This window comes from Paenibacillus sp. TAF43_2, from assembly GCF_052113545.1.
Classification (GTDB): domain Bacteria; phylum Bacillota; class Bacilli; order Paenibacillales; family Paenibacillaceae; genus Pristimantibacillus.
Genome location: NZ_JBFRDK010000108.1, coordinates 1 through 22,683, shown reverse-complemented (window position 1 = coordinate 22,683; position 22,683 = coordinate 1). Strand labels below are relative to the sequence as shown.

Genomic DNA, 22,683 nt, shown 5'->3' with positions numbered 1-22,683 from the left:
GGCTCGTTTATTTCACCTTCGATTGTCAGGCGTGGAGATTTGCTTCTGGCGGTTACTGCTTCAGGCGCAAGCCCGGCGTTGTCTCAGCAAATAAAGAAAGAGCTTGCAGCGCTTTATGGCCCGGAATACGAAGAAATAACGATAGTATTGCGACGCTTTCGGGAGAAAGTGTTAAACAGCTTGCTTGATGAACAGGAGAGACAATCCGTGCTGAAGCTTGCGGCCGAAGAGGCAGCGACGCTAAAGCGGATCAATATTGATATGGATGAATGGCTGCAAAGCCTGCTTCATCGGATAGACAGGGGGCTTACATAATGGCAACAACTAACCAAGGACAACGAATTATCGTCGTAGGAACAAGGCAAAGCGCACTTGCGCTTACACAAACGGGACAAGTGATCGATGAACTGACACGCATAAGTGAGAAGCATGGGTTTGATTATAAGTTTGAAGTGAAAAAAATAGTAACAAAAGGTGATCGCATACTTGATGTTACGCTGTCTAAAGTAGGTGGAAAAGGGCTGTTCGTTAAGGAAATCGAACAAGCACTTGCAGACGGTGTAATTGATTTGGCCGTTCACAGCATGAAGGACATGCCTTATGAGCTTCCGGAAGGGTTAATAAATGGAGCGATTCCAAGACGCGTCGATCCGAGAGATTGCCTTATCACTCGCGAAGGCGGCGGATTGTCTGAATTGCCGCTAGGTGCGAGAGTGGGAACGAGCAGCCTGCGCAGATCCTGCCAGCTTAAAAACGCGAGACCTGATCTTCAGCTTGAGTCTATAAGGGGCAATATAGATTCCCGTATTCGTAAATTAGAAACCGAAGGTTTCGATGCGGTTGTGCTTGCTGCAGCTGGTCTGAAGCGCATGGGATGGGAAGATCGCATATCTGCGAACATTCCTGTTGATGTATGCTTGCCTGCTGTAGGACAAGGCGCACTTGGCATTGAATGCCGGGAGAATGATGAACAAGTTCGAGAGCTGCTTTCCCTTCTTAACGATAATGAAACCGAGGTTACGGTACGAGCTGAGCGAAGCTTCCTTGGTTCACTGAATGGTGGATGCCAGGTGCCGATAGGCGCATATTGCACATTAGGTGATGAGCTCCCGGGCCAAAGCGGGAAACATGAGCTTATCCTGACGGGCATGGTCGGATCGCCGGACGGAGCTACGCTGTTGAAAGAAGTGATGAAGGGAATTGATCCTGAACAGCTTGGCCGTGATGTTGCAGATGCACTCATTGCACGCGGCGCAGACCGTATTTTAGCTGAAATTGGGGGATGACGGGCTTGGACAAGGGGAAGGTATATTTAGTTGGCGCCGGACCGGGAGATCCGAAGCTGATTACGGTGCGCGGACTGCAATGCTTGGAGGAATGTGAGGTTGTCGTTTACGATCGCTTGGCAAGCCCGAGATTGCTCCGGTACGTGAAGCCGGGAGCGGAGAGAATCTACGTCGGCAAGCTGCCAGACCGTCATACGATGAAGCAGGAGGAAATCAATCAGCTTCTTGTCGATTTGGCGCTGCAAGGCAAGATCGTTACTCGTCTGAAAGGCGGAGACCCTACGATTTTTGGACGAGTTGGAGAAGAAGCCGAGCTTCTTTATGATAACGGAATCGAGTTCGAAATCGTGCCAGGCATTACCTCGGCAATCGCTGTTCCCGCTTACGCAGGCATTCCAGTCACACATCGTGATATGGCATCATCCTTGTCCATTATTACGGGTCATGAGAGTCCGGATAAGCTTGACCGCTCCATTCATTGGGATAAAGTAACGAATGCTACGGGAACCCTAATTTTTCTAATGGGTGTCGCCAAAATAGGATATATTTCTGATCAGCTCATGAAGCATGGCAAGCCGCCGCAAACGCCAGTTGCACTTATTCGCTGGGGAACGAGAGTTGAACAGCGTACCATTGTTGGTACGCTGGAAACCATTGAGGGGATTGTCAAAGCAGCGAATTTTCAGCCGCCTGCCGTCATTGTGGTAGGCGACGTTGTACTGCAGAGAGAGAAGCTGAAATGGTATGAGAACAAGCCGCTATTTGGCTTGCGTATACTAGTTACACGAGCTAGAGCACAGGCAAGCGAGCTAGCTGAACAGATTGAAACGCTTGGCGGGGAGCCTTGCGAGTTTCCAGTCATTGAAACGATTGAACCAACGGATCCCGTTGTTGTAGCTAACTTGAAGGTACAGTTGGAGCAGGCAGAGCAATATGAGTGGCTAATGTTTACGAGCGTAAACGGCGTGGAGTACTTTTTTGGATGGCTGCGTAAATTAAATATCGATATTAGGAGATTTTTTGGTGCTAGAATTGCAGCAGTTGGTCCTAAGACAGCTGAGGCGCTTGCAAAGCGCGGCTTAGTGGTTGATGAGCTGCCAGTGAAGTTCCATGCGGAAGGCTTGCTGGACAAGCTGGCGCCGCAGCTGAAGGCTGGAGAGCGAGTGCTGCTGCCTCGAGGAGATCTTGCACGCGAGGTATTGCCCCGTGAACTGAAGGCAATGGGACTTGTGCCAACGGAAATCGATGTTTATGAAACGGTCATTGTCGATGAGCAGGATGAGCTTGCCCTCGAATGGATTCGCGAAAAAGAAATTCACATGATTACATTCACTAGTTCATCGACGGTGACCAATTTGCTTGAGGTATTGAGACGCAAGGGCATTTCAGATCCAGTACAACTATTAGCGGACATTCCCATTGCGAGTATTGGCCCGCTTACAACGAAGACTGCAGTAGAAGCAGGCTTGAAGGTTACTATTGAGCCAGAGGATTCAACGCTGGATAGCATGCTTAAAGCAATCGTTGATTATCAGCAAAAACAACTTGCTAAGCTAGTCGAGGARGAATACTAAGTGATGAGTTTCCCAACAGTAAGAAATCGCAGATTACGCAAAACGTCTGCTCTTCGGAGCATGGTAAGAGAAACCGTGCTGAGTGTAAATGATTTCATATATCCAATCTTCGTTACGCATGGTGTAAATATAAAAGAGGAAATTCCATCTATGCCGGGTGTATACCATCTGTCGATGGATCTTTTGGAGCAGGAGATTCGTGAAGTGGTGGCTTGCGGCATTCAATCGGTGCTGCTGTTCGGCCTTCCGGAATATAAAGATGCTTTAGGGTCTTCGGCTTATGATGCGAACGGTATCGTTCAACAAGCGATAAAAGCAGTGAAGAAGTGGGCGCCGGAGCTTGTTGTTGTCGCTGATACTTGTTTATGCCAATTTACCGACCACGGTCATTGCGGCATCGTACATTTGCATGAGGAAACAGGCGTAGCGGAAGTGGATAATGACTCCTCGCTTGATCTGCTCGTACAAACGGCGGTATCGCAAGCGGAAGCAGGAGCAGACATTATCGCACCTTCCAATATGATGGACGGCTTTGTGCTTGCTATTCGTGAAGGGCTAGATGATGCTGGCTTTAGTGACGTTCCAATTATGTCTTACTCTGTTAAATTTTCTTCGGCTTACTACGGCCCTTTCCGTGATGCCGCACATTCGGCTCCGCAATTCGGCGACCGCAAAACATACCAGATGGATCCAGCTAACGTGCGCGAGGCGCTTCGCGAAGCAGAGTCAGATATTGCTGAGGGCGCCGATATGCTAATGGTCAAGCCTGCTCTAGCTTACTTGGATATTTTGAGACTGCTTAAGGATAAATATAATTTACCGGTTGTCGCTTATAACGTAAGCGCAGAATACTCGATGGTGAAAGCCGCTGCAGCTAATGGCTGGATTGATGAGCAATCGATCGTTCTTGAAACCTTGCTAGGCATGAAGCGTGCTGGTGCTGATCTCATTATTACGTACCACGCAAAGGATGCGGCACGTTGGTTGAAGGGAGAGGGGTAAGCAGATGAGTGAACAGTCGAACCTTAGAAATGATGCGCGCTCAGTAGAAGCTTTCGAAAGAGCGAAAAAAGTAATGCCAGGCGGTGTAAACAGCCCGGTTAGAGCATTCAAATCAGTGGGCTTGAACCCTGTCTATATGGAGCGGGGGGAAGGCAGCCGCATTTATGATATCGATGGCAACAGCTATATCGATTATGTAGCATCATGGGGCCCTCTCATTATGGGTCATGCCCATCCTGAAGTTATCGAAGCGATTAAACGTACAGCAGAGAAGGGGACAAGCTTCGGCGCCCCAACAGAGCTTGAAACATTGATGGCTGAGCTTGTTTGCGAGCGAGTACCTTCAGTTGATATCGTTCGCATGGTTAACTCCGGTACGGAAGCGACGATGAGCGCCATTCGGCTTGCTCGGGGTTATACGAAACGAAGCAGGATTTTGAAATTCGAAGGCTCATATCATGGTCATGCGGATAGCTTGCTCATTAAAGCAGGCTCAGGTGTTGCGACGCTTGGCTTGCCTGACAGCCCGGGTGTACCGGAGCATGTAGCTTCGCATACGATTACGGTACCATACAACGATATTGAATCAGTAAAGCTTGCTTTCGAAAAATTTGGTGAGGAAATTGCTTGTGTCATCGTTGAACCGGTAGCTGGCAACATGGGCGTTGTTCCGCCATTGCCTGGTTTCTTGCAAGGATTGCGCGACATTACAACGCAGTACGGTACGGTTCTTATTTTTGACGAGGTAATGACGGGCTTCCGTGTTGGTTATAACTGCGCGCAGGGACTTTACGGTATTACGCCAGACCTTACTTGCTTCGGCAAAGTAATTGGCGGCGGATTGCCAGTCGGTGCATACGGCGGCAAACGGGAGCTTATGGAGATGATTGCACCGAGCGGACCTATCTATCAAGCGGGAACCTTATCAGGCAATCCGCTTGCGATGGCGGCAGGTTATGCAACATTGAATCTGCTAACCCCTGAAGTGTATGAGCATATGGAGCGTCAAGCAGTTAGGCTGCAGCTTGGTTTTGAAGCGAATGCGCGCAAACATGGCATTGCAAATACGATTAACCGTGTTGGATCGATGGTTTGTCCGTTCTTCACGGATACGTTTGTCATCAATTTCGAAACGGCAAAAACATCCGATCTAGAGCGCTTTAAGGCTTATTTTGCGGCGATGCTTGATTTGGGTGTAAGCATTGCTCCTTCACAATTTGAAGGCATGTTTGTTTCCGGGGTTCATTCGAATGAGGACATAGATGCGACAATCGAAGCGCATGATATTGCGTTTAGCCGCTTGTAATATCGCTGTATTTTGAAATGAAGGCAAGAGGCTCGTAAGGAAGCGAAGTTGTTTTTGCTTCGTTTACGATTGGGAGGAACGTTATATGATTGATGGTCAGATGAAGAGGAATGGACAATGGCTGGAGCTAGACTGGCTTGCTCTTGGCGCTGCGTCCTCTGATACCATTAATCCTGAATCGGAAAAGGATCCGGCGGCAACGCCGGAGCTTGCGCAGCCGCGGGCTGGCAGTCATCCGCACCTTGTGCGTCAGTGGCTGCTGGCCCGTTCCTTTTTTCCGCAGAAGTGGATTAATCGGTTGTTTTCAATTGGAGGCATTCAGTGGAACGGAGAGCAGCTGCAGCTGCTTGCTTTCCCGCCAGTAGATCCGCGCAGTGATGCTTCATATCGTCACCTGCGCAGGGATACTAAACTAAAAATGCCAGATGTGTTGTATGAAGACGATTTCTGCGTTGTATTTGACAAGCCTGCTGGCATGGCAGTGCATGGGTCATCTCCCGGTCAAAGCGGAACGCTGGATGAGGCGGCGGCATGGCATCTTTTGAGCCAAGGCGATCCGCTGAATATACGTCATATCCACAGGCTGGATGATGATACGTCTGGTCCCGTTTTATATGCAAAAAATGATTTGGCCCAGTGGAAGCTTGATGAGGCGATGAGAGCGAAAGCGATAGACAGACAATATATGGCTGTCGTTCAAGGCCGAATGTCAAAGCTTTCGGGTACAATCAATATGCCAATAGGGAAGGATCGACATCACCCGGCAAGGCGCAGAGTTTCAGAAAACGGCGATCTAGCAATTAGCCATTACGAGGTTGTGGCAGCAAATTCTCGATCGTCAATAATACGTGTAAAGCTTGAGACGGGACGAACGCATCAAATTCGGGTTCACTTAAGTCATATTGGACATCCGCTGCTTGGAGACGGTCTGTATGGAGGCAGCACAGCACAGTTGAAGCATCAAGCGCTGCATGGGGAAAAGCTTGTTTTTCCTCATCCTCTGACCGACTCGCTAATAGAAGCAGCCTCGCCTTGGCCTGAGTGGCTGATGCAGCTTTCAGAAGAGATGGAGTTCCGTTCAAAATGATAGTCATGCTCCTGCCCAACCTACCATATAGATAAGTAGTGAATGTAACGTTAGACCAAGCATTCAGTATGAGAGGGGAGGATTTAGGCGTGTCGGATCAAACGAACGGATTACGTTTTGATGTGTATGAGCGCGTCCACTTGCCCGATGATGTTGCGGCAATTGACGAGTTGGAGGAAATTGAGCTTGTTCCTCGTATTCAAGTTATCGATCAAGGGGACCATGCCGTGCTTAGAGGGCAGCTTCTGCTTAGCGGGGTATATAGGAGTCAAACTGATTCCGAAAACTCCCTGACGCTGGAGCACTGGATACCGGTCGAAATAACGCTGCCAATGAACCGCATATCACGGCTGGATGATATTTCGATTGAAATTGACAATTTTGACGTCGATCTTTTGTCTGCTCGCACATTGAACATTACGGGTGTTCTTTCTTTGCGCGGTATTTCTGCTCAGCCTATTCAGGAGCCGGAGGACATTTGGCGAGAAGAACCTTTTACTGTCATTCATCAACGGGAAGTTTATGATGAACGAGTCGTGGAAGCTTTTAATGGTCAAAATACCGCTAATGAACAATCGTACATAGCGGAAGAACTTGAGCTTGCTGCGCAAGAGGAGATTTCAAACGAGCAAAAAGCCGATGCATCGGATGAGCCTGAGGAAGCAACCGTAACCATCTCTTCCTCATCTTCAGGCGGAGGCTGGTCATCTTCGCAGTTATTCGCATCTCCTGCTCCGCAGGAAGAGGATGTGGAGAGCCAAGAAGATGAGAGAGAAATTCCACTATCTTCTCAGCAAACAAGCAACGAGGGCTGGTTAGCAACATCCTCGCCGTTTGCAAATGATTCCGCAGTGATTCCACCAGTTGAAGCAGCAAGCGAGCAAGTACTGGCGGAGGAACGTGAAGAGCCGGTACAAATCGATGTTCCAATAACTCCAATAGCTCCAATAGCTCCAGTAGCAGAGGCTTTCCCGCAGCAGAGTCCTGTTCCAGAGCAGGAAAAGCAGGAGCCGCGTATCGCAATTACAAACAAGCAGCCGCAAGAGGGTTCTGGTTTGGCAGGAGATGTCGGCATTCTCACGCTGCTTCAGACAAGTCGGCGTGAACAAGCAGCACGTCAGGCGGCAGAACAGGTAGTCGCTCAGCAGCGGGCAGATGAGGAAGCTAGAGTACAGGCTTCCGGCGATGAGATTGAGTGGAAAAACTTATTTCTGGGCAAACGCTCGGAAGATAAGGAATTTAAGAAAATTCGGATGTGTATTGTGCAGCGGGACGAGACGCTTGATGTCATCGCTACACGCTATAGCATGAATCCGAGAGAAATTGTAATGTATAACCGTTTGGACGACTCAAGTGTGTCGGAAGGACAGCTGTTATACATTCCATAGAGGCTTCTGTAACGAAAATGCCCTTATTGCTCATTAATTTGAGCGATAGGGGCATTTCTTGCTTCTGCCGAGGTTGACTCAAGTGAGCAACAAAGGTATGATAAAAGTATATATGTGTTATAACGACATTGATGGGGAATAGTAGGCAGCAAAGCCTTCAGAGAGTGGAACCGTTACGCTGAGAGGTTCTGCAGGAAGTGACTGCTACGAGTCGCCCCGGAGTTGCCTGAGCCAAGTAGGAGCAACCTGTGCTCTACCGAAGTCAGGCCGGCCGCAGCCGTTATCTGTTTGAGTGCCATGCGGATACATTTCGCGTGGAACAAAGGTGGTACCACGGAAGCTTAACCTTTCGTCCTTTATGATAAGGGCGGCAGGTTTTTTTTGTTTTTGTAGATCGATTTATGGAGGATGGACGAATGTCAGAAAATCAAACGACAACTGCAATGCCGACAACTTATGATCCTAAGGCAGCTGAGCAGAAATGGTACGATTACTGGATGCAGGGAAAATTTTTCGAGGCAGGCAAACGACCGGATGCACAGACGTATACGATTGTTATTCCGCCTCCTAACGTTACCGGAATGCTGCATATCGGGCATGCGTTAGATTTTACCCTACAAGATATTTTAATTAGAACGAAGCGTATGCAAGGATTCGACACGCTATGGGTGCCAGGAACTGACCATGCGGGCATCGCGACGCAAACAAGAGTTGAGCAGAAGCTGCGTGAGCAAGGAATTTCGCGCTACGACCTAGGTCGTGAAGCATTCCTAGAGAAAGTATGGGAGTGGAAGGATGAGTACGCAAGTACGATTCGCGATCAATGGTCGAAGATGGGACTTTCCCTCGATTATTCGAGAGAGCGGTTCACTTTGGATGAAGGCCTCTCCAAGGCTGTACGCGAGGTTTTTGTTAAGCTCTATGATAAGGGCTTGATCTATCGCGGCAAAAAAATCATCAACTGGGACCCTGCTGCCCGCACAGCTCTTTCAGATATTGAGGTAGAGCACAAGGAAATCAATGGTCATTTGTATCACTTGAAATATCCTCTTAAGGACGGTTCAGGCTTTATAACGGTTGCAACGACACGTCCAGAAACGATGCTCGGCGATACAGCTGTAGCGGTTCATCCAGAGGATGATCGTTACAAGCACTTGATTGGGCAAATGATCGTGCTTCCAGTCGTTGGGCGCGAAATTCCGATTATTGCAGATGAGTACGTCGATAAGGAATTTGGTTCAGGTGCCGTAAAAATTACGCCTGCACATGATCCAAATGACTTTGAAGTTGGCGAGCGCCACAGTCTGCCGCAAATCATTGTGATGGATGAGACAGGTACAATGAACGCTGAAGCTGGTCCTTATCAAGGTCTCGACCGTGCGGATTGCCGCAAGCAGCTCGTTAAGGATTTGCAGGAGCAAGGCGTATGCGTGGAAATCGAAGATCATGTGCATCAAGTTGGTCACAGTGAGCGTAGCGGCGCCGTTGTTGAGCCCTATTTGTCTACACAATGGTTCGTTGCTATGAAACCTCTAGCTGAGGCTGCAATCGCAGCTCAAAAGGCTGGCAAAGGTGTCAACTTCGTACCTGAGAGATTCGAGAAAATATATTTGCACTGGATCGAGAACGTACGCGATTGGTGTATTTCTAGGCAGCTATGGTGGGGTCACCGCATACCGGCTTGGTATGATGAGACGACAGGTGAAACACATGTATCCCGTGAGAATATGGAAGGCGATCACCTTACTCAAGATAATGACGTGCTTGATACGTGGTTCAGCTCCGCATTATGGCCGTTCTCAACACTAGGCTGGCCGGATGAAACGAATGACCTGAAACGTTATTACCCAACGGATGTACTCGTAACGGGTTATGACATCATTTATTTCTGGGTATCCCGAATGATCTTCACAGCTCTTGAGTTTACAGAGCAATCTCCGTTCAAGGATGTGCTGATGCACGGACTTGTTCGTGACTCCGAAGGACAAAAGATGTCCAAGTCGAAGGGCAATGGTGTCGATCCGCTTGAGGTTATCGAGAAATATGGTGCAGATGCTATGCGTTATATGATCTCGACAAGCAGCACGCCGGGGCAGGATTTGCGTTTCCGCTGGGAGAAGGTTGAGCAATCGCGCAACTTTGCGAACAAAATTTGGAATGCATCACGCTTCGCGCTGATGAATCTTGAAGGGGTTGAAGCAGCTGATATTGATATCACTGTTAATCTCGGAACAGCGGATCGCTGGATTTTGCATCGCCTGAATGAAACGGTTCGTGATGTAACTCGATTAATTGACAGCTATGAGTTCGGTGAAACTGGACGTCTATTGTATAATTTCATTTGGGACGATCTTTGCGACTGGTACATTGAATTCGCTAAGCTTAGCCTTTACAGCACGGATGAAGCAGCTAAAAAAGCTACGCAATCGGTACTTGCTTATGTGCTAGACCGTACGCAGCGTCTTATTCACCCGTTCATGCCATATATCAGCGAAGAGATTTGGCAGCATCTGCCTCATGTTGGCGATACGATCACTTTGGCAGAATGGCCGGTTTATGATACTGCGCTTGAAGCGCCGGACGCTGTGAAAGAGATGGAGCTTCTGATGGAGATGATCCGTTCAGTTCGTAATATCCGAGCAGAAGTAAATGTTCCGATGAGCAAAAAGATTGAAATGCTAATTAAGCCTGCTAGCGAGGCTGAGGCTGCTATTATGTCCCGCAACGAAGAATTTATTAAACGTTTCTGCGGTACGTCAAGTTTGGAGACTGGCCTCCACATTAGTGCGCCGGACAAAGCAATGACTGCGATTTTAACTGGTGCTGAGATTTATTTGCCGCTTGCCGGCTTAATCGATATTGCTCAGGAGATTGCTCGTTTAGAGAAGGAACATCAGCATTTGAATACCGAGGTAGAGCGGATTGAGAAGAAGCTCAGCAATGAAGGCTTTGTGGCAAAAGCGCCAGCTAAGGTTATCGATGAAGAACGCGCCAAAATGAACGATTATGCAGACAAACGCGACAAGGTACTAGCTAGAATTGCGGAATTGCGCGGATAACGCTGCAAAACGGAAGAAGGACGATTAGTATGACAGATCAACAAATAGAGCAGCGGCCTGCAGGGCCGCTGCAATCCTACCGGGAAGCGGTAGATTGGATTACTGGGCTAATTCCATTCGGTATTCGTCCAGGTCTTGATCGGATCGAGCAATTGATGGAACGGCTGGATAACCCGCATCGCAGATTAAAGTTTATCCACATTGCCGGGACAAATGGGAAAGGGTCTACTTGTGCCTATTTGACGAGCGTTTTGCTGCGCGGCGGATATGATGTAGGCACATTTACATCGCCATATATAACGAAGTTTACGAATCGTTTTCAATATAACGGGATCGATATCGAAGAAGAGACTCTGCTTAGACTTGCCAATGAGCTAAAACCTCATGTTGATGAGCTTGCTCAGACAGAACTTGGCTCGCCTACGATGTTTGAAGTATCAACAGCGCTGGCTATTCTTTTTTATGCGAAGGTCACTTACCCCGATTATGTCGTGTGGGAGACAGGACTTGGCGGCAGGCTTGATGTGACGAATATCGTTCAACCGGTTGTTTCCGTCATTACGAATATTGGCCATGACCATATGGATAAACTCGGTGATACGATTGCTGCAGTTGCGAGCGAAAAAGCTGGCATTATTAAAGCAGGAATACCTGTCATTAGTGCGGTTACTCAGCCAGAGGCAATTGAGGTTATTAAGCAAGCAGCTGAAGGCAAAAAAAGCACGCTTTATTTGTTAGGCGAACAGTTCCATGAAACGGCAATCTCGGTTCGCGAGAATGAGCAAACTTTCCGCTTCGACAATTTATTCCGCAGCATCGAGCCTTTGACAATCACGCTTAATGGTGCCCATCAACGGACGAATGCAGCGGTTGCCGTCATGACGCTTGAGATACTTCGCCAATATAATGCACTGGTCATCGAAGATGATGTACTGGCGGAAGGACTTCAAAAGGCAGCGTGGCCGGGACGACTTGAGATGGTTTCTGATCAGCCTCGTATTTTGGTCGATGGCGCACATAATCCAGAAGGTGCAGAGTCACTCGTGGACGCTTTGAAAAATACTTACAAATATGATCGGTTACATCTTATGATGGGTATGCTGGAGAATAAGAATCATCAGGATGTTCTTAAGCATATACTACCAATAGTGGATACGCTTATTGTGACCGAGCCTGACTATCGAATGAAAAAAGATGCCTCTGCTTTGGCTGATTTGGTACGTGAAATGCGTCAGCAACAGCCAGATCAGTACGCTTTCGAGCTTGTAGTGGAATCAAACTGGCAAGCAGCATTACAAAAACTACAACAGTTAACCGGGGAAACAGACCTTGGAGTCGTGACAGGCACGCTATATTTAATTGCTGACGTTCGCTCCCGCATTTTGTATGACTCGGATTCTGAAAAAGGTTGGTGAACCGTCTTTGAATACGGCAGAACACGTTCATTTCATCGGAATCGGCGGTTACGGAATGAGTGCCATTGCCCGCGTTATGCTGGAAATGGGCTATAAGGTGACCGGGTCCGATGTCGCACGTCAAGAATTAACAGAGAAGCTTGCAGCAAATGGTGCCAGCATTTATATCGGTCATCAGCCCGAGCATGTGAATGGAGCGGATTTGGTCGTATACTCTACGGCACTTTCCAAAGATAATGTTGAACGGAAAGCAGCTGAAGAGCTCAACATCCCAGTTTTGCATCGGTCGCAAATGCTGGCTAGATTGATGAACGCAGGCAAAGGAATCGCAGTAGCCGGCGCACATGGCAAGACGACGACCTCTTCAATGATCGCGCTTGTTATGGAATCTTGCGGTGCGGATCCAACCTATATTATCGGTGGCGAAATCGTTAATGTAGGTACAAACGCAAAAGCGGGCAAAGGTGAATACGTCGTAGCGGAAGCGGACGAGAGTGATGGTTCATTCCTTCATTATCACCCTACGCTTGCTATCGTGACGAATATTGAGCCGGATCATCTTGAAAATTATGATGGCGATTTCGGCAAGCTGAAGGCTGCTTATGTGCAGTTTTTGCAGCAGGTGAAAGCGGACGGCAAGGCGATTGTATGCGCGGATGACGAGACGGTTAACGAATTGATACCGCAAGTATATCAAGGCAATATGAATTCATCGCAGCTAGTGACTTATGGCATTGACGGCGATGCAGACTATAAAGCTCAAAATGTTGTACTTGGAGACCGGAAGGTAACCTTTACAATGACGCATAAAGGGGCATTGCTTGGAGATGTGGAGCTGTCTGTTCCAGGTCTTCATAATGTGTACAATGCAATGGCTACTATTATTACTTGTCTCGAAGCAGGCTTGTCCTTTGACAAAATTGCTGTTGCGATTCAATCATTTAGAGGCGCGAAACGCCGCTTCCAGGTGCTTGGGGAAGTTAATGACATATTGGTCATTGATGACTATGCGCATCATCCAACGGAGATCAGAGCGACAATCAGCGCTGCAAAAGCAACAGGTAAGCGTATTATTGCCGTGTTTCAACCACAGCGTTATACGCGGACGTTTTTCTTATTCGAGCAATTCAGCCGCGCATTCCCAGAGGCCGATGAGGTAATTATTACCGACATCTACTCGCCGGCAGGCGAACTGCAAATCGAAGGAGTAACATCCCGCAAGCTGGTGGAGCTGATCAAAAGCAACAGCAACGCGAACTCCGAGTATATTCCAACCAAAGAAGAAGTGCTTGCATACTTGACTGAGCGGGTCGCACCAGGCGATCTTGTTATCACCATGGGAGCAGGCGACATTTGGAAGGTAGCGGATTCGTTAGCGAAATCGTTAAAATCAAACCAATAAGCAGCTAATGCCCGGGATTCCATATCGGAATCACCGGGCATTTTGTATAAGCACGGGACTTTTCGTATGAAAGGCTCTAAATAAGCCTACATAAAATTAATTTCAATACTCGATGTAGGTAAATCCCACTAGCCCAACTCACAGTCCCCCAATTCAATGGCTTGTACTCACTACCTAATAAACCTCTCACTCTTTACCTCAATCATTCACTGATCTAATCAACCCACTTAAACTAGCACTAGCTCAATATCCTCATAATTCAACAACCCAATAACCTATGCTTTAAAAAGCCTCCACAGCCTCCCAGCGGGACGGAGTGCACTAAACCTCATAATCTACAATCAAAATTTACGGACCCTTAATAATCCGCGTACGGGTCTCAGAATACGCATCAAGATTTTATGAAACGCCGAGCATGTCAAAGCGGGACAGGCTTTTATTAGTCCAATTGCGAGTCTTAGTGGATGCAGCAAGGTATGAAGAAACTTCCAGCGGGTCCCGGAGGGACAAAGCGCTCCAACGCTGCATGAACTGTTGGACGCCGGATGTGGTTATACGTTAGTTGAGTTGCGGGTGTCCAGAGGGTGCAACCCTTGGGGCCCTCCCTTGGAAGGGAGGGTTTGGGTGGGTTCGAAAATCATTTAATCTTTTAATTTTAAAATTGAAGTTTGAAATTGTAATCTTATTAAACTATAAAATTAAAACCTTTGAAGGTTTGGTAGACAACCCTCTAAGGGCATGGGTCTAAATCTCTCAAATGTCTCATAGATTAATACTAGATGAAAGGGACAAGGAGTGGATCAAATGACTCAGAAAAACCGTATTACTTATCGTTTTGACCGTAATGGCAATGGACAGTCCGTTAACGAAGAAAGCCGCAGCAATGACAATCAACAAGAGGCTCTCGATCATAAAGCAGCATCACCCAACAACTCTAATAACAATGCGAATAAAATGATTTCCAAGAAAGTTGTTCCTCTATACCCATCTACAGATAAGCATTCCGTAAGCGAAGTGAGTCCATGGAACAGTCCGTTCCAAGAGGATATTGGCGCATTGGAGCAGCTTATTAGAGATGCTGATTCGAAGCCAGTATCCGCTCCAAAGCAGGCTCAGCCCAATCCTCCAAAAGAGAAGAAAAAAACGATAAAACCAACTTTTATGGATGATCCCTATGAGCAGCCTGAGGATCAACAGGCATATGCGGAAAGGTATTCAGATAGGGAATACATGCAGGAGCCGATTCAAGCGTATGAGGAAGAGTTCGTAGAAGACGAAATCAGTATAAAAAGAGTGAACTATGCACGAATGAAACGTAAGGCGGGAGCGCCATCATGGTTTAATGTGTTTTTGTCAGTGACGGCTGCGCTAGCTACTGGAGCGCTGTTTGGTTATTTATTGTTGTCATTGTTTACGGGGGCAAGCATTTGGCCTGGAGGAGCTGGCAATAAGCCTGACTCAGTGCCCGTGATTGGTGATTCTGTCCAAGAAGGAACAGGCAAAGAACCGGTTGCAGGTGTTGGTGAGGAAAGCAAGGAAGCGGGAGTTGAAAATAAAAATGACCCTGCAGCAAAACCAGATTCGAATACTGCGATGGCTGCACTTAAGGGGCTGGATCGTTCTTATTATTTGCTGCAATTTGGCGTGTTTAGCAATACAGAGGGCAGGGATGCCGCAATGGCGCAATTGGCTGAGAAAGGGCTTGCTGGCGCTGCTATGACAAGTGCTGCTGATTATCGCGTATATGTTGGCATGGGTATAGATCGAAAAGGAGCTCAGGTTATTCGGAATATGATGCCGGAAATCGATCTTTATATCAAAGAAGTAAATATAGTAAATCCAGGAAAAATACCGTTTAAAGGCGATCAAAAAGCAGCACAATCTTTCTTCGATCAAACGGCTGTAGTCGTCCAAATGTTGGATGAATTAACAGTAGCCCAGCTGGAACAGCCGACCTTATCGCCGCTTGGCGATAATGCAGCAAATTCGTGGAAAGCCGAGCATCAAAAATGGACAGAAAACGCGGAAACGCTGCGAATAGGTATAGTAGATGCGGAAGGTAAGGCATATTTGGATAAAATCAATCAAGCGATGAATGCGGCAGCAAAGACGATGGCAGAGTACGATAAAAAGCCTTCTCAAGCACAATTGTGGAAGACACAAGCGGAAGTTATGGAAGTGATCATTACGCAAAAAGAATGGTTTGAGAAGATCAGCGCATTGTAAACGAATAGGTTCATGCGTATAATAGTCTTAGGTGTCATTTCATGGCGAGAGGCGTTGAAAGATGAAGAAAAACGGCTGGATTCTTCTCATTTTTATCATATTTGGATTGTTGGCTGGTGCTCTAGTAGCGCGATGGCTGACTCCAGTTCCAGGCATCTCTTTTTTAACGAAACCAATCGAAACATCATGGTCACCTGCTGTCGATCTATATGTGCTCAGTTTCAACCTAACGCTTCATCTGCAATTCAGCTTGTTTAGCTTGATTGGAGCCGTAATTGCAATATGGTTATACCGCAAAATGTAGAGCAGCAGACATTGACGCATGAAGGAAAGCATGAAGGAGCGCAGCATTCAATTTATGGAATATAAAAAATTACGCAACGAAGCGATTAGCCAGCTCGTACTGGCCTCTTCGTCACCGCGCCGGAAGGAACTGGTCGCATCGCTGGACCTTTCTTTGCCGGTTTATATTTTGTCTACTGATACAGATGAAACGATTGAAGCAGGCTGGTCGCCATCGGAAGTTGTAGAGCAGCTCAGCCTGCGCAAAGCAAAAGCAGCTATACCCCTGCTGCAACAAAAGCAGGAGGTACCAACGTCTTTAATTATTGGTGCGGACACCATTGTCGTGCTTGACGGAGATGTGCTTGGAAAGCCTGCTGACGACGAAGAGGCAAAGTCTATGCTTAGACGCCTTCAAGGCCGCTCCCATGAAGTGTATTCAGGAGTTGCTTGTGTTCTCTCTGCAAGCGGGGAAGCATTGGTTGCCCATCGCAAAACGAAGGTAATGATGAAGCCGCTTAGCGAGGATCAAATTGCTAGGTACGTTGCTACCGGCGAGCCGAGGGACAAGGCGGGCTCTTATGGCATACAAGGACTTGGAGCGACGATTGTAGAGCAAATTGACGGCTGTTATTTTAATGTCGTTGGCTTGCCGTTATCGCTTCTCTCAGACATGCTCGCTTCCTATGACATTGCTGTTTTTTAAAAGGCAACTTAATTGATTTCAATCGGATTTTTTTTCTTGAATGTGGCAGGATATGAATAATTCATTTTTTTGAAGAGGCGGGATTGGGACATGTTGCCGCAACCTATGATTTTGCGTGAAGTCCCCCATGAAGAACGTCCAAGAGAGCGCATGATGAAATATGGGGCAGAAGCACTTAGCCATACCGAATTGTTAGCCATACTGCTGCGCACAGGTACGAAGCGGCAATCCGCCGTACATTTGGCAGGAGCGGTTCTTAAGCAATGCGGCAGCCTGCGTAATTTAATGGATATGAGCATGGAACAATTAACAGCCATTCGAGGAATTGGACCGGCAAAGGCGATTCAGCTTCGTGCTGGCATTGAACTGGGAAGAAGAATTTCCCGGAGTCAGCTTGGTGAGACGGTTATTGTGCGCAAGCCGCAGGATGCTGCGGAATATGTGATGGAAGAGCTCCGCTATTTGAAGAAGGAGCACTTCGTATGTTTGTTTTTAAACACAAAAAACCATATTATTGCCCGCGAAACCTTATCTGTCGGTACGCTTAATGCATCGCTAGTACATCCTCGAGAAGTATTTCGTGCAGCTATTTCACGTAACAGCGCATCTATCATTTGTGTTCATAATCACCCAAGCGGCGATCCTACGCCAAGCCCGGAAGACATTGCATTAACGGGACGTCTAGCGGAAGCTGGACAGCTAGTCGGAATAGAAGTTCTTGACCATTTGGTAATCGGTGACGGAAGATTCGTAAGTTTGAAGGAACAAGGTCATATGTAATATAATAAAGTGATGTGGCAATTAGAAGGGAGCAAGAACATGTTTGGTGGTTTTTCGAAAGATTTGGGTATTGATTTAGGAACAGCGAATACGTTGGTATTCGTCAAGGGAAAAGGAATTGTGGTAAGGGAGCCTTCTGTGGTGGCCCTTCGTACAGATACAAAAACAATTGAAGCAGTAGGCGAGCAAGCCAAAAAAATGATCGGTAGAACGCCTGGCAACATTCGTGCTGTTCGTCCGATGAAAGATGGCGTTATCGCTGATTTTGAAACGACTGCTACGATGATTAAATATTTTATTCGCCAAGCCCAGAAGCAGCGTTCTTTATTTCCTCGTCATCCAAACGTTATGGTTTGTGTGCCGTCAGGCATTACAGCGGTTGAGAAACGCGCAGTCGAGGATGCGACTAAGCAAGCTGGAGCTCGTGAGGCCTACACGATTGAAGAACCATTCGCAGCAGCGATTGGCGCTGATTTGCCTGTATGGGAGCCGACAGGCAGCATGGTAGTTGATATTGGCGGAGGTACAACAGAGGTTGCTGTTATTTCATTAGGCGGAATCGTTACGGCGAGATCCATTCGTGTAGCTGGCGACGAGATGGATGAAGCGGTTATTCAATATATTAAAAGACAATACAATCTCATGATCGGGGAACGTACATCCGAGCAGCTGAAGATGGAAATTGGTTCAGCGCTTCCACTGGATCGTCCGGAAACGATTGAAATTCGTGGACGCGATCTCGTATCGGGATTGCCTAAGACACTAGCGATTACATCCGATGAGATTACAGAAGCATTAGCAGATACCGTTAATGCCATTGTTGACGCGGTGAAAGTAACGCTGGAGAAATGCCCGCCGGAGTTGTCTGCGGACATTATGGACCGGGGTATCGTCCTCACAGGCGGCGGCGCCTTGCTGCGCAACCTGGACAAGCTGCTTCAAAGAGAGACAGGCATGCCGGTTATTGTTGCCGACAATCCGCTTGATTGTGTTGCGATCGGTACTGGCCGCTCGCTCGATAATATTCATTTATTTAAAGCAAGAAGCTCATCTCGTTCGAGACGCTAAGTTAGGTCCGATGGGGAAACGGATATGAAATGGGCAGGTGGTCGAGCTGTTTAAGCTAATGAGAAATAAGCGTATGTTTATGCTTATGATCGGGTTTATTTTATTCATAGCGGTCATCGGCTTCTCGCTAAGCGACCGCAAGGAATTATCGTGGCCGGAGAAATTTTTGAAGGATTCGGCAGCATACGTGCAGCAATGGTTCTACAAGCCCGCTGGTTATATAGCGGGCTTCTTCGAGGATATTAGTAATTTACGTACGATTTATGAAGAAAATGAGCAGCTGCGCCTTACAGCTGCAGCTTATTCTCGTGACAAGATTAATTACAATTTCGTAGAAAAAGAGAATGAACGTTTAAAGGCAGAACTCTCGTTCACACAGCGTCAGAAAGAGATGTACAATTATAATTATTTGATCGCACAGGTTGTATCGATCAGCAACGATGCGAATAACCGCACGATGACGATTAACCTAGGTTCCAGAGATGGCATCAAACCGAATATGGCCGTAACAACCATAGAGGGGTTGATCGGTCTTGTAAGTTCAGTAACCCCCAGTTCGGCAGCTGTTACTCCAATTACAGAACTGGACGAAGCATCACCAACGTTCAACTCCATTGCAGTGACGATTATGGGTCGTGAGAATGAATCATTTGGTGTTCTGAGCAGCTACAACAAGGAAACGTCTAGAATCGTTATGACGAAAATCGCCGAAGACGATAAAATGGAATTTCAAGATACAGTTATTACTTCTGGCCTAGGCGGAATTTATCCAAGAGGACTCGTTGTCGGAACGGTTGAAAACAAGCAGCTTGGCGACTTCGGACTTACATATACGGCATCGGTCAAGCTATCAGCAAGTTTTGATCATCTGACTGAGGTATTTGTTGTTCAGGTCCCTGAAATGGAGGATGCCGAGAAATGAGCTTGAACCGAATCATCCTGCTCATGTTGCTCTTGTTTGTTGTCGAGGGAGCAGTGATGCCGTGGATTATTCCAGCCGGCTTCGGTCAACGGATCATTCCTCACTTTGTATTTGTAATGGTCATCTTCTCAGGTCTATATAGCAGAAGGCATCTTGCACTCATGCTTGGCATAAGCTTCGGATTGCTTCAGGATATTGTATACTTTGGTCATCTGCTTGGAATTAATGCGTTTATTATGGGTCTAATGGGTTACTTTACTGGCGTATTGCTGGAGCATCGACGTTCAACGCTTATGATGGCGATTTCTGTTGTGGGTTTTGCCTGCATTCTATATGACAGCGCCATATATTTCATTTACAAAGCATTTCGAATTACGAATGAAAGTTATGCATGGGCTCTTATCGATCATATCCTTCCTAGTTTATTTTTACAGCTGGCGTTTGCACTCTTGTGTTATGTACCGGCGCGAAAATGGTTTGAAGGGCAGACATTGGTCAAAGCAGAGAAGGATGAGGAATAAAATATTGCTGCAGGCAGGATTTTGCCCAGCTTAGCAAGAATCCATTAGGTTGGGGAGGGACGAACGTGACCGATAAGCAGCATATTATTATTAAGGGTGTAAAAGAAGGTCTCGTGTTCCTTCTCGACGATAAATGTGAATTTGCGACGCTTCTAGATGAATTGCAATACAAGCTGGAGAAGACGCATCAGCAGTTGCTCACAGGTCCCCTTGTTCACGTTCAGGTGAAGCTTGGATCCAGGCAGATTTCTGATGATGATAAAGATCGCATCAAAAACGTGATACGTTCACAAGGAAACCTAATGGTTCAATCTGTTGAGTCTGAAGCGCCTAAGATCGATCCTCAGCTCGGACAGCAACCTAATCTGCAAGTGCTCACGTCTATTATACGCTCAGGCCAAACTTATGAGCATGATGGGGATTTACTTTTAATCGGCGATTTGAATCCGGGCGGTACTTTAATGTGTACAGGTGACATCTATGTGCTGGGTGCATTGCGCGGAACCGCGCATGCTGGGATTGGCGGGAGGACGGACGTGATTATAGCGACTTCACTCATGCGGCCAACTCAGCTCCGCATTGCGGATGTAATCAGCAGGCCGCCAGAGGAATGGATGACCGGCGATGCCTCTATGGAGTTCGCCTTCTTAAGCGAAGGTAGAATGCAAATTGATAAGCTAGCGCAATTATTCCGCATACGGCATAATCCTATAATGTTTAAAGGAGTGTAGAATATGGGAGAAGCGATTGTTGTAACATCAGGGAAAGGCGGCGTCGGCAAGACGACCACTTCGGCGAACCTGGGTACCGCGCTAGCTTTACTTGGTAAGAAGGTTTGCATGGTTGATACAGATATTGGACTTCGCAATCTGGATGTGGTTATGGGACTTGAGAACCGAATCATTTATGATTTGGTTGATGTTGCCGAGGGCCGCTGCCGCTTGAATCAGGCGCTCGTAAAGGACAAGCGCTTTGAAGAGCTGTATATGCTTCCTGCTGCACAGACGAAGGATAAGGATTCTGTTACGCCTGAACAAGTTCGAAATATGATTTTAGAGCTCAAGAAAGAGCATGACTATGTTATTATTGATTGCCCAGCGGGGATTGAACATGGCTTTCGAAACGCAATTGCAGGTGCCGATCGGGCTATCGTGATTACTACACCTGAGAACGCTGCGGTGCGGGATGCCGATCGTGTAATCGGACTGCTTGAGCAGGAGAAAATACCAAGTAAGCTGATCATTAACCGGATTCGTCAAAATATGATGAAAACCGGGGAAATGTTGGATATCGATGAAATTTGTCAAGTGCTGGCAGTTGATTTGATCGGAATCGTACCTGATGATGAGAAAGTTATTTCTGCTGCAAACAGCGGAGAGCCGACAGTTATGAATCCGGCTTCACGTGCCGCAATCGCCTACCGGAACATCGCACGCCGCATACTTGGCGACATGGTTCCTCTCATGCTGCTTGATGAGAAGGCGGGAGCGTTCAAACGTTTCCGTAAGTTCCTCGGAATAGGATGATTACGACTTGCTTAACAAATTAAAAAAGCTGGATTGGGGAATTTTGATAATCTTAGTTTTCCTTATGATTATCAGTATCGTACTTGTCTATAGTGCAACTGCAAATAATCCAAAGTACGCCGGTCATGAGATCAAACAGCTGAAGTTTTACGGCTTGGGCTTTTTTGTAGCTATCGCAGCCACCTTATTTGATTATCGTATCGTTCTCAAGAGCTGGCATGTCCTTTATGGCATAGGGGTTACATTGTTGATTCTTGTTTATTTCTTTGGAGCGGTAATCAATGGGGCTAGAGGATGGTTTCAGTTTGGAGCCTTATCGTTTCAGCCTGCGGAAATGGTCAAAATTATACTCATTATCGGTATCGCTTATATTATGGGACGACGGCAAGGCGATCGGCTGACGTTCACACAAGATTTGCTTCCGATTGCAGCATTTGCTTTATTGCCGTTTATGCTCGTAATGATTCAGCCGGATCTCGGCAATGCGATCATATACGTAGTCATCGTGTTGGGGATGTTATGGATTGGGAATGTCAAATATTCTCATGTCATTACAGGGATTACCGTCGTTGTTGTAAGTCTTGTCCTTTTTGTTTCTCTGTTCAACACATTCAATCAAGAAATTTACAATTACTTGAAAGAGAATGAAATGGGACATTGGCATAAAAGGATTAATACATTCATTAATCCGGAGACGGCAACTGCAGATGACAAACATCAATCGGAAAATGCACAAATTGCAATCGGTTCAGGCGGTTTAAACGGTGACGGTTATTTGCAAGGCGATATGAAAAATGGCGGTTTTGTACCTTATCCGTATTCTGACTCGATTTTTGTTGTTATTGGCGAGGAATTTGGTTTTCAAGGCGCAGCCATCTTATTGCTTCTGTATTTCCTGCTCATATATCGGATGATTATTATTGCTTTTAAATGTTATGATTTGCGAGCCTCGTACATTATTATTGGCATCGTGTCCATGTATGTGTTCCAGGTGTTCCAAAACATCGGAATGATGATTGGAATTATGCCAATTACGGGAATTACGCTGCCGTTTATTAGCTATGGAGGCACATCACTACTGCTTAATATGCTGTCAATCGGACTTGTATTCAGCATTAAGGCACATCAAGAAA

20 protein-coding genes and 1 other annotated feature are annotated in these 22,683 nt (G+C 46.8%); all 20 genes read left to right on the top strand.

Annotation, left to right across the window (positions count from 1 at the left end):
• The coding region (locus AB4Z17_RS21150) for a precorrin-2 dehydrogenase/sirohydrochlorin ferrochelatase family protein (protein WP_441961898.1) at window positions 1-315 on the top strand (315 nt) is incomplete at its 5' end.
• Complete coding sequence (gene hemC, locus AB4Z17_RS21145; protein ID WP_441961896.1) at window positions 315-1,286, top strand: hydroxymethylbilane synthase; 972 nt, start codon at window positions 315-317, stop codon at window positions 1,284-1,286. The genes AB4Z17_RS21150 and hemC, both read left to right, overlap by 1 nt.
• A 5-nt stretch (window positions 1,287-1,291) precedes the next feature.
• Window positions 1,292-2,860 carry a uroporphyrinogen-III C-methyltransferase gene (gene cobA / locus AB4Z17_RS21140; protein WP_441961894.1) on the top strand — a complete coding sequence of 523 codons (1,569 nt, stop codon included), beginning with the start codon at window positions 1,292-1,294 and terminating at the stop codon, window positions 2,858-2,860.
• Between the two features lie 3 nt (window positions 2,861-2,863).
• Window positions 2,864-3,862 (top strand): porphobilinogen synthase, encoded by a 999-nt coding sequence (gene hemB / locus AB4Z17_RS21135; RefSeq protein ID WP_441912834.1) that lies wholly within the window; start codon window positions 2,864-2,866, stop codon window positions 3,860-3,862.
• Between the two features lie 4 nt (window positions 3,863-3,866).
• Complete coding sequence (gene hemL / locus AB4Z17_RS21130) at window positions 3,867-5,168, top strand: glutamate-1-semialdehyde 2,1-aminomutase (protein WP_441961892.1); 1,302 nt, start codon at window positions 3,867-3,869, stop codon at window positions 5,166-5,168.
• A gap of 85 nt (window positions 5,169-5,253) precedes the next feature.
• Window positions 5,254-6,255 (top strand): RluA family pseudouridine synthase, encoded by a 1,002-nt coding sequence (locus tag AB4Z17_RS21125; RefSeq protein ID WP_441961890.1) that lies wholly within the window; start codon window positions 5,254-5,256, stop codon window positions 6,253-6,255.
• 89 nt (window positions 6,256-6,344) lie between these two features.
• Entirely contained in the window at window positions 6,345-7,643 is a 1,299-nt protein-coding gene (locus AB4Z17_RS21120) for a LysM peptidoglycan-binding domain-containing protein (protein WP_441961889.1), read from the top strand.
• Window positions 7,644-7,762: 119 nt separating this feature from the next.
• Window positions 7,763-8,003 (top strand) — a binding site (T-box leader).
• 56 nt (window positions 8,004-8,059) lie between these two features.
• Window positions 8,060-10,702, top strand: coding sequence for a valine--tRNA ligase (locus AB4Z17_RS21115; RefSeq protein WP_076271664.1), 2,643 nt, complete (start codon window positions 8,060-8,062; stop codon window positions 10,700-10,702).
• 29 nt (window positions 10,703-10,731) lie between these two features.
• Window positions 10,732-12,117 (top strand): bifunctional folylpolyglutamate synthase/dihydrofolate synthase, encoded by a 1,386-nt coding sequence (locus AB4Z17_RS21110; RefSeq protein ID WP_076271665.1) that lies wholly within the window; start codon window positions 10,732-10,734, stop codon window positions 12,115-12,117.
• A gap of 7 nt (window positions 12,118-12,124) precedes the next feature.
• Window positions 12,125-13,519, top strand: coding sequence for a UDP-N-acetylmuramate--L-alanine ligase (murC, locus tag AB4Z17_RS21105; protein WP_441961900.1), 1,395 nt, complete (start codon window positions 12,125-12,127; stop codon window positions 13,517-13,519).
• 804 nt (window positions 13,520-14,323) lie between these two features.
• Window positions 14,324-15,745: a hypothetical protein gene (locus AB4Z17_RS21100; protein WP_441961887.1), complete on the top strand. Its 1,422-nt coding sequence runs from the start codon at window positions 14,324-14,326 to the stop codon at window positions 15,743-15,745.
• A gap of 61 nt (window positions 15,746-15,806) precedes the next feature.
• Complete coding sequence (locus AB4Z17_RS21095) at window positions 15,807-16,049, top strand: DUF4321 domain-containing protein (protein ID WP_076270861.1); 243 nt, start codon at window positions 15,807-15,809, stop codon at window positions 16,047-16,049.
• A gap of 54 nt (window positions 16,050-16,103) precedes the next feature.
• Window positions 16,104-16,733, top strand: a complete 630-nt coding sequence (locus tag AB4Z17_RS21090) for a Maf family protein (protein ID WP_076270876.1) — start codon at window positions 16,104-16,106, stop codon at window positions 16,731-16,733.
• A 90-nt stretch (window positions 16,734-16,823) separates the two neighbouring features.
• Window positions 16,824-17,513 (top strand): RadC family protein, encoded by a 690-nt coding sequence (gene radC, locus AB4Z17_RS21085; protein WP_076270860.1) that lies wholly within the window; start codon window positions 16,824-16,826, stop codon window positions 17,511-17,513.
• A gap of 39 nt (window positions 17,514-17,552) precedes the next feature.
• On the top strand, window positions 17,553-18,581 hold the full coding sequence (locus AB4Z17_RS21080; RefSeq protein ID WP_076270859.1) for a rod shape-determining protein: 1,029 nt from the start codon (window positions 17,553-17,555) through the stop codon (window positions 18,579-18,581).
• Window positions 18,582-18,639: 58 nt separating this feature from the next.
• Entirely contained in the window at window positions 18,640-19,503 is an 864-nt protein-coding gene (gene mreC, locus AB4Z17_RS21075; RefSeq protein WP_441961885.1) for a rod shape-determining protein MreC, read from the top strand.
• On the top strand, window positions 19,500-20,024 hold the full coding sequence (gene mreD / locus AB4Z17_RS21070; RefSeq protein WP_441912827.1) for a rod shape-determining protein MreD: 525 nt from the start codon (window positions 19,500-19,502) through the stop codon (window positions 20,022-20,024). Before mreC ends, mreD begins: the two co-directional genes overlap by 4 nt.
• A gap of 65 nt (window positions 20,025-20,089) precedes the next feature.
• Complete coding sequence (locus AB4Z17_RS21065; RefSeq protein ID WP_076270856.1) at window positions 20,090-20,755, top strand: septum site-determining protein MinC; 666 nt, start codon at window positions 20,090-20,092, stop codon at window positions 20,753-20,755.
• Between the two features lie 3 nt (window positions 20,756-20,758).
• The gene (gene minD / locus AB4Z17_RS21060; protein WP_054027234.1) at window positions 20,759-21,550 is read left to right on the top strand and encodes a septum site-determining protein MinD; all 792 of its coding nucleotides are present in this window, start codon (window positions 20,759-20,761) and stop codon (window positions 21,548-21,550) included.
• Between the two features lie 7 nt (window positions 21,551-21,557).
• Window positions 21,558-22,683: FtsW/RodA/SpoVE family cell cycle protein (locus AB4Z17_RS21055; RefSeq protein ID WP_441961883.1), on the top strand; the 1,126-nt coding region annotated here is incomplete at its 3' end.

Excerpts from the sequence above, each read along its gene's own strand:
- hemB (WP_441912834.1), top strand. The coding sequence starts at position 2,864 with ATGAGTTTCCCAACAGTAAGAAATCGCAGATTACGCAAAACGTCTGCT.
- AB4Z17_RS21080 (WP_076270859.1), top strand. The coding sequence starts at position 17,553 with ATGTTTGGTGGTTTTTCGAAAGATTTGGGTATTGATTTAGGAACAGCG.
- AB4Z17_RS21100 (WP_441961887.1), top strand. The coding sequence starts at position 14,324 with ATGACTCAGAAAAACCGTATTACTTATCGTTTTGACCGTAATGGCAAT.
- hemL (WP_441961892.1), top strand. The coding sequence starts at position 3,867 with ATGAGTGAACAGTCGAACCTTAGAAATGATGCGCGCTCAGTAGAAGCT.
- minD (WP_054027234.1), top strand. The coding sequence starts at position 20,759 with ATGGGAGAAGCGATTGTTGTAACATCAGGGAAAGGCGGCGTCGGCAAG.
- AB4Z17_RS21125 (WP_441961890.1), top strand. The coding sequence starts at position 5,254 with ATGATTGATGGTCAGATGAAGAGGAATGGACAATGGCTGGAGCTAGAC.
- AB4Z17_RS21115 (WP_076271664.1), top strand. The coding sequence starts at position 8,060 with ATGTCAGAAAATCAAACGACAACTGCAATGCCGACAACTTATGATCCT.
- AB4Z17_RS21090 (WP_076270876.1), top strand. The coding sequence starts at position 16,104 with ATGGAATATAAAAAATTACGCAACGAAGCGATTAGCCAGCTCGTACTG.
- AB4Z17_RS21095 (WP_076270861.1), top strand. The coding sequence starts at position 15,807 with ATGAAGAAAAACGGCTGGATTCTTCTCATTTTTATCATATTTGGATTG.
- AB4Z17_RS21110 (WP_076271665.1), top strand. The coding sequence starts at position 10,732 with ATGACAGATCAACAAATAGAGCAGCGGCCTGCAGGGCCGCTGCAATCC.
- mreC (WP_441961885.1), top strand. The coding sequence starts at position 18,640 with ATGAGAAATAAGCGTATGTTTATGCTTATGATCGGGTTTATTTTATTC.
- hemC (WP_441961896.1), top strand. The coding sequence starts at position 315 with ATGGCAACAACTAACCAAGGACAACGAATTATCGTCGTAGGAACAAGG.
- mreD (WP_441912827.1), top strand. The coding sequence starts at position 19,500 with ATGAGCTTGAACCGAATCATCCTGCTCATGTTGCTCTTGTTTGTTGTC.
- radC (WP_076270860.1), top strand. The coding sequence starts at position 16,824 with ATGTTGCCGCAACCTATGATTTTGCGTGAAGTCCCCCATGAAGAACGT.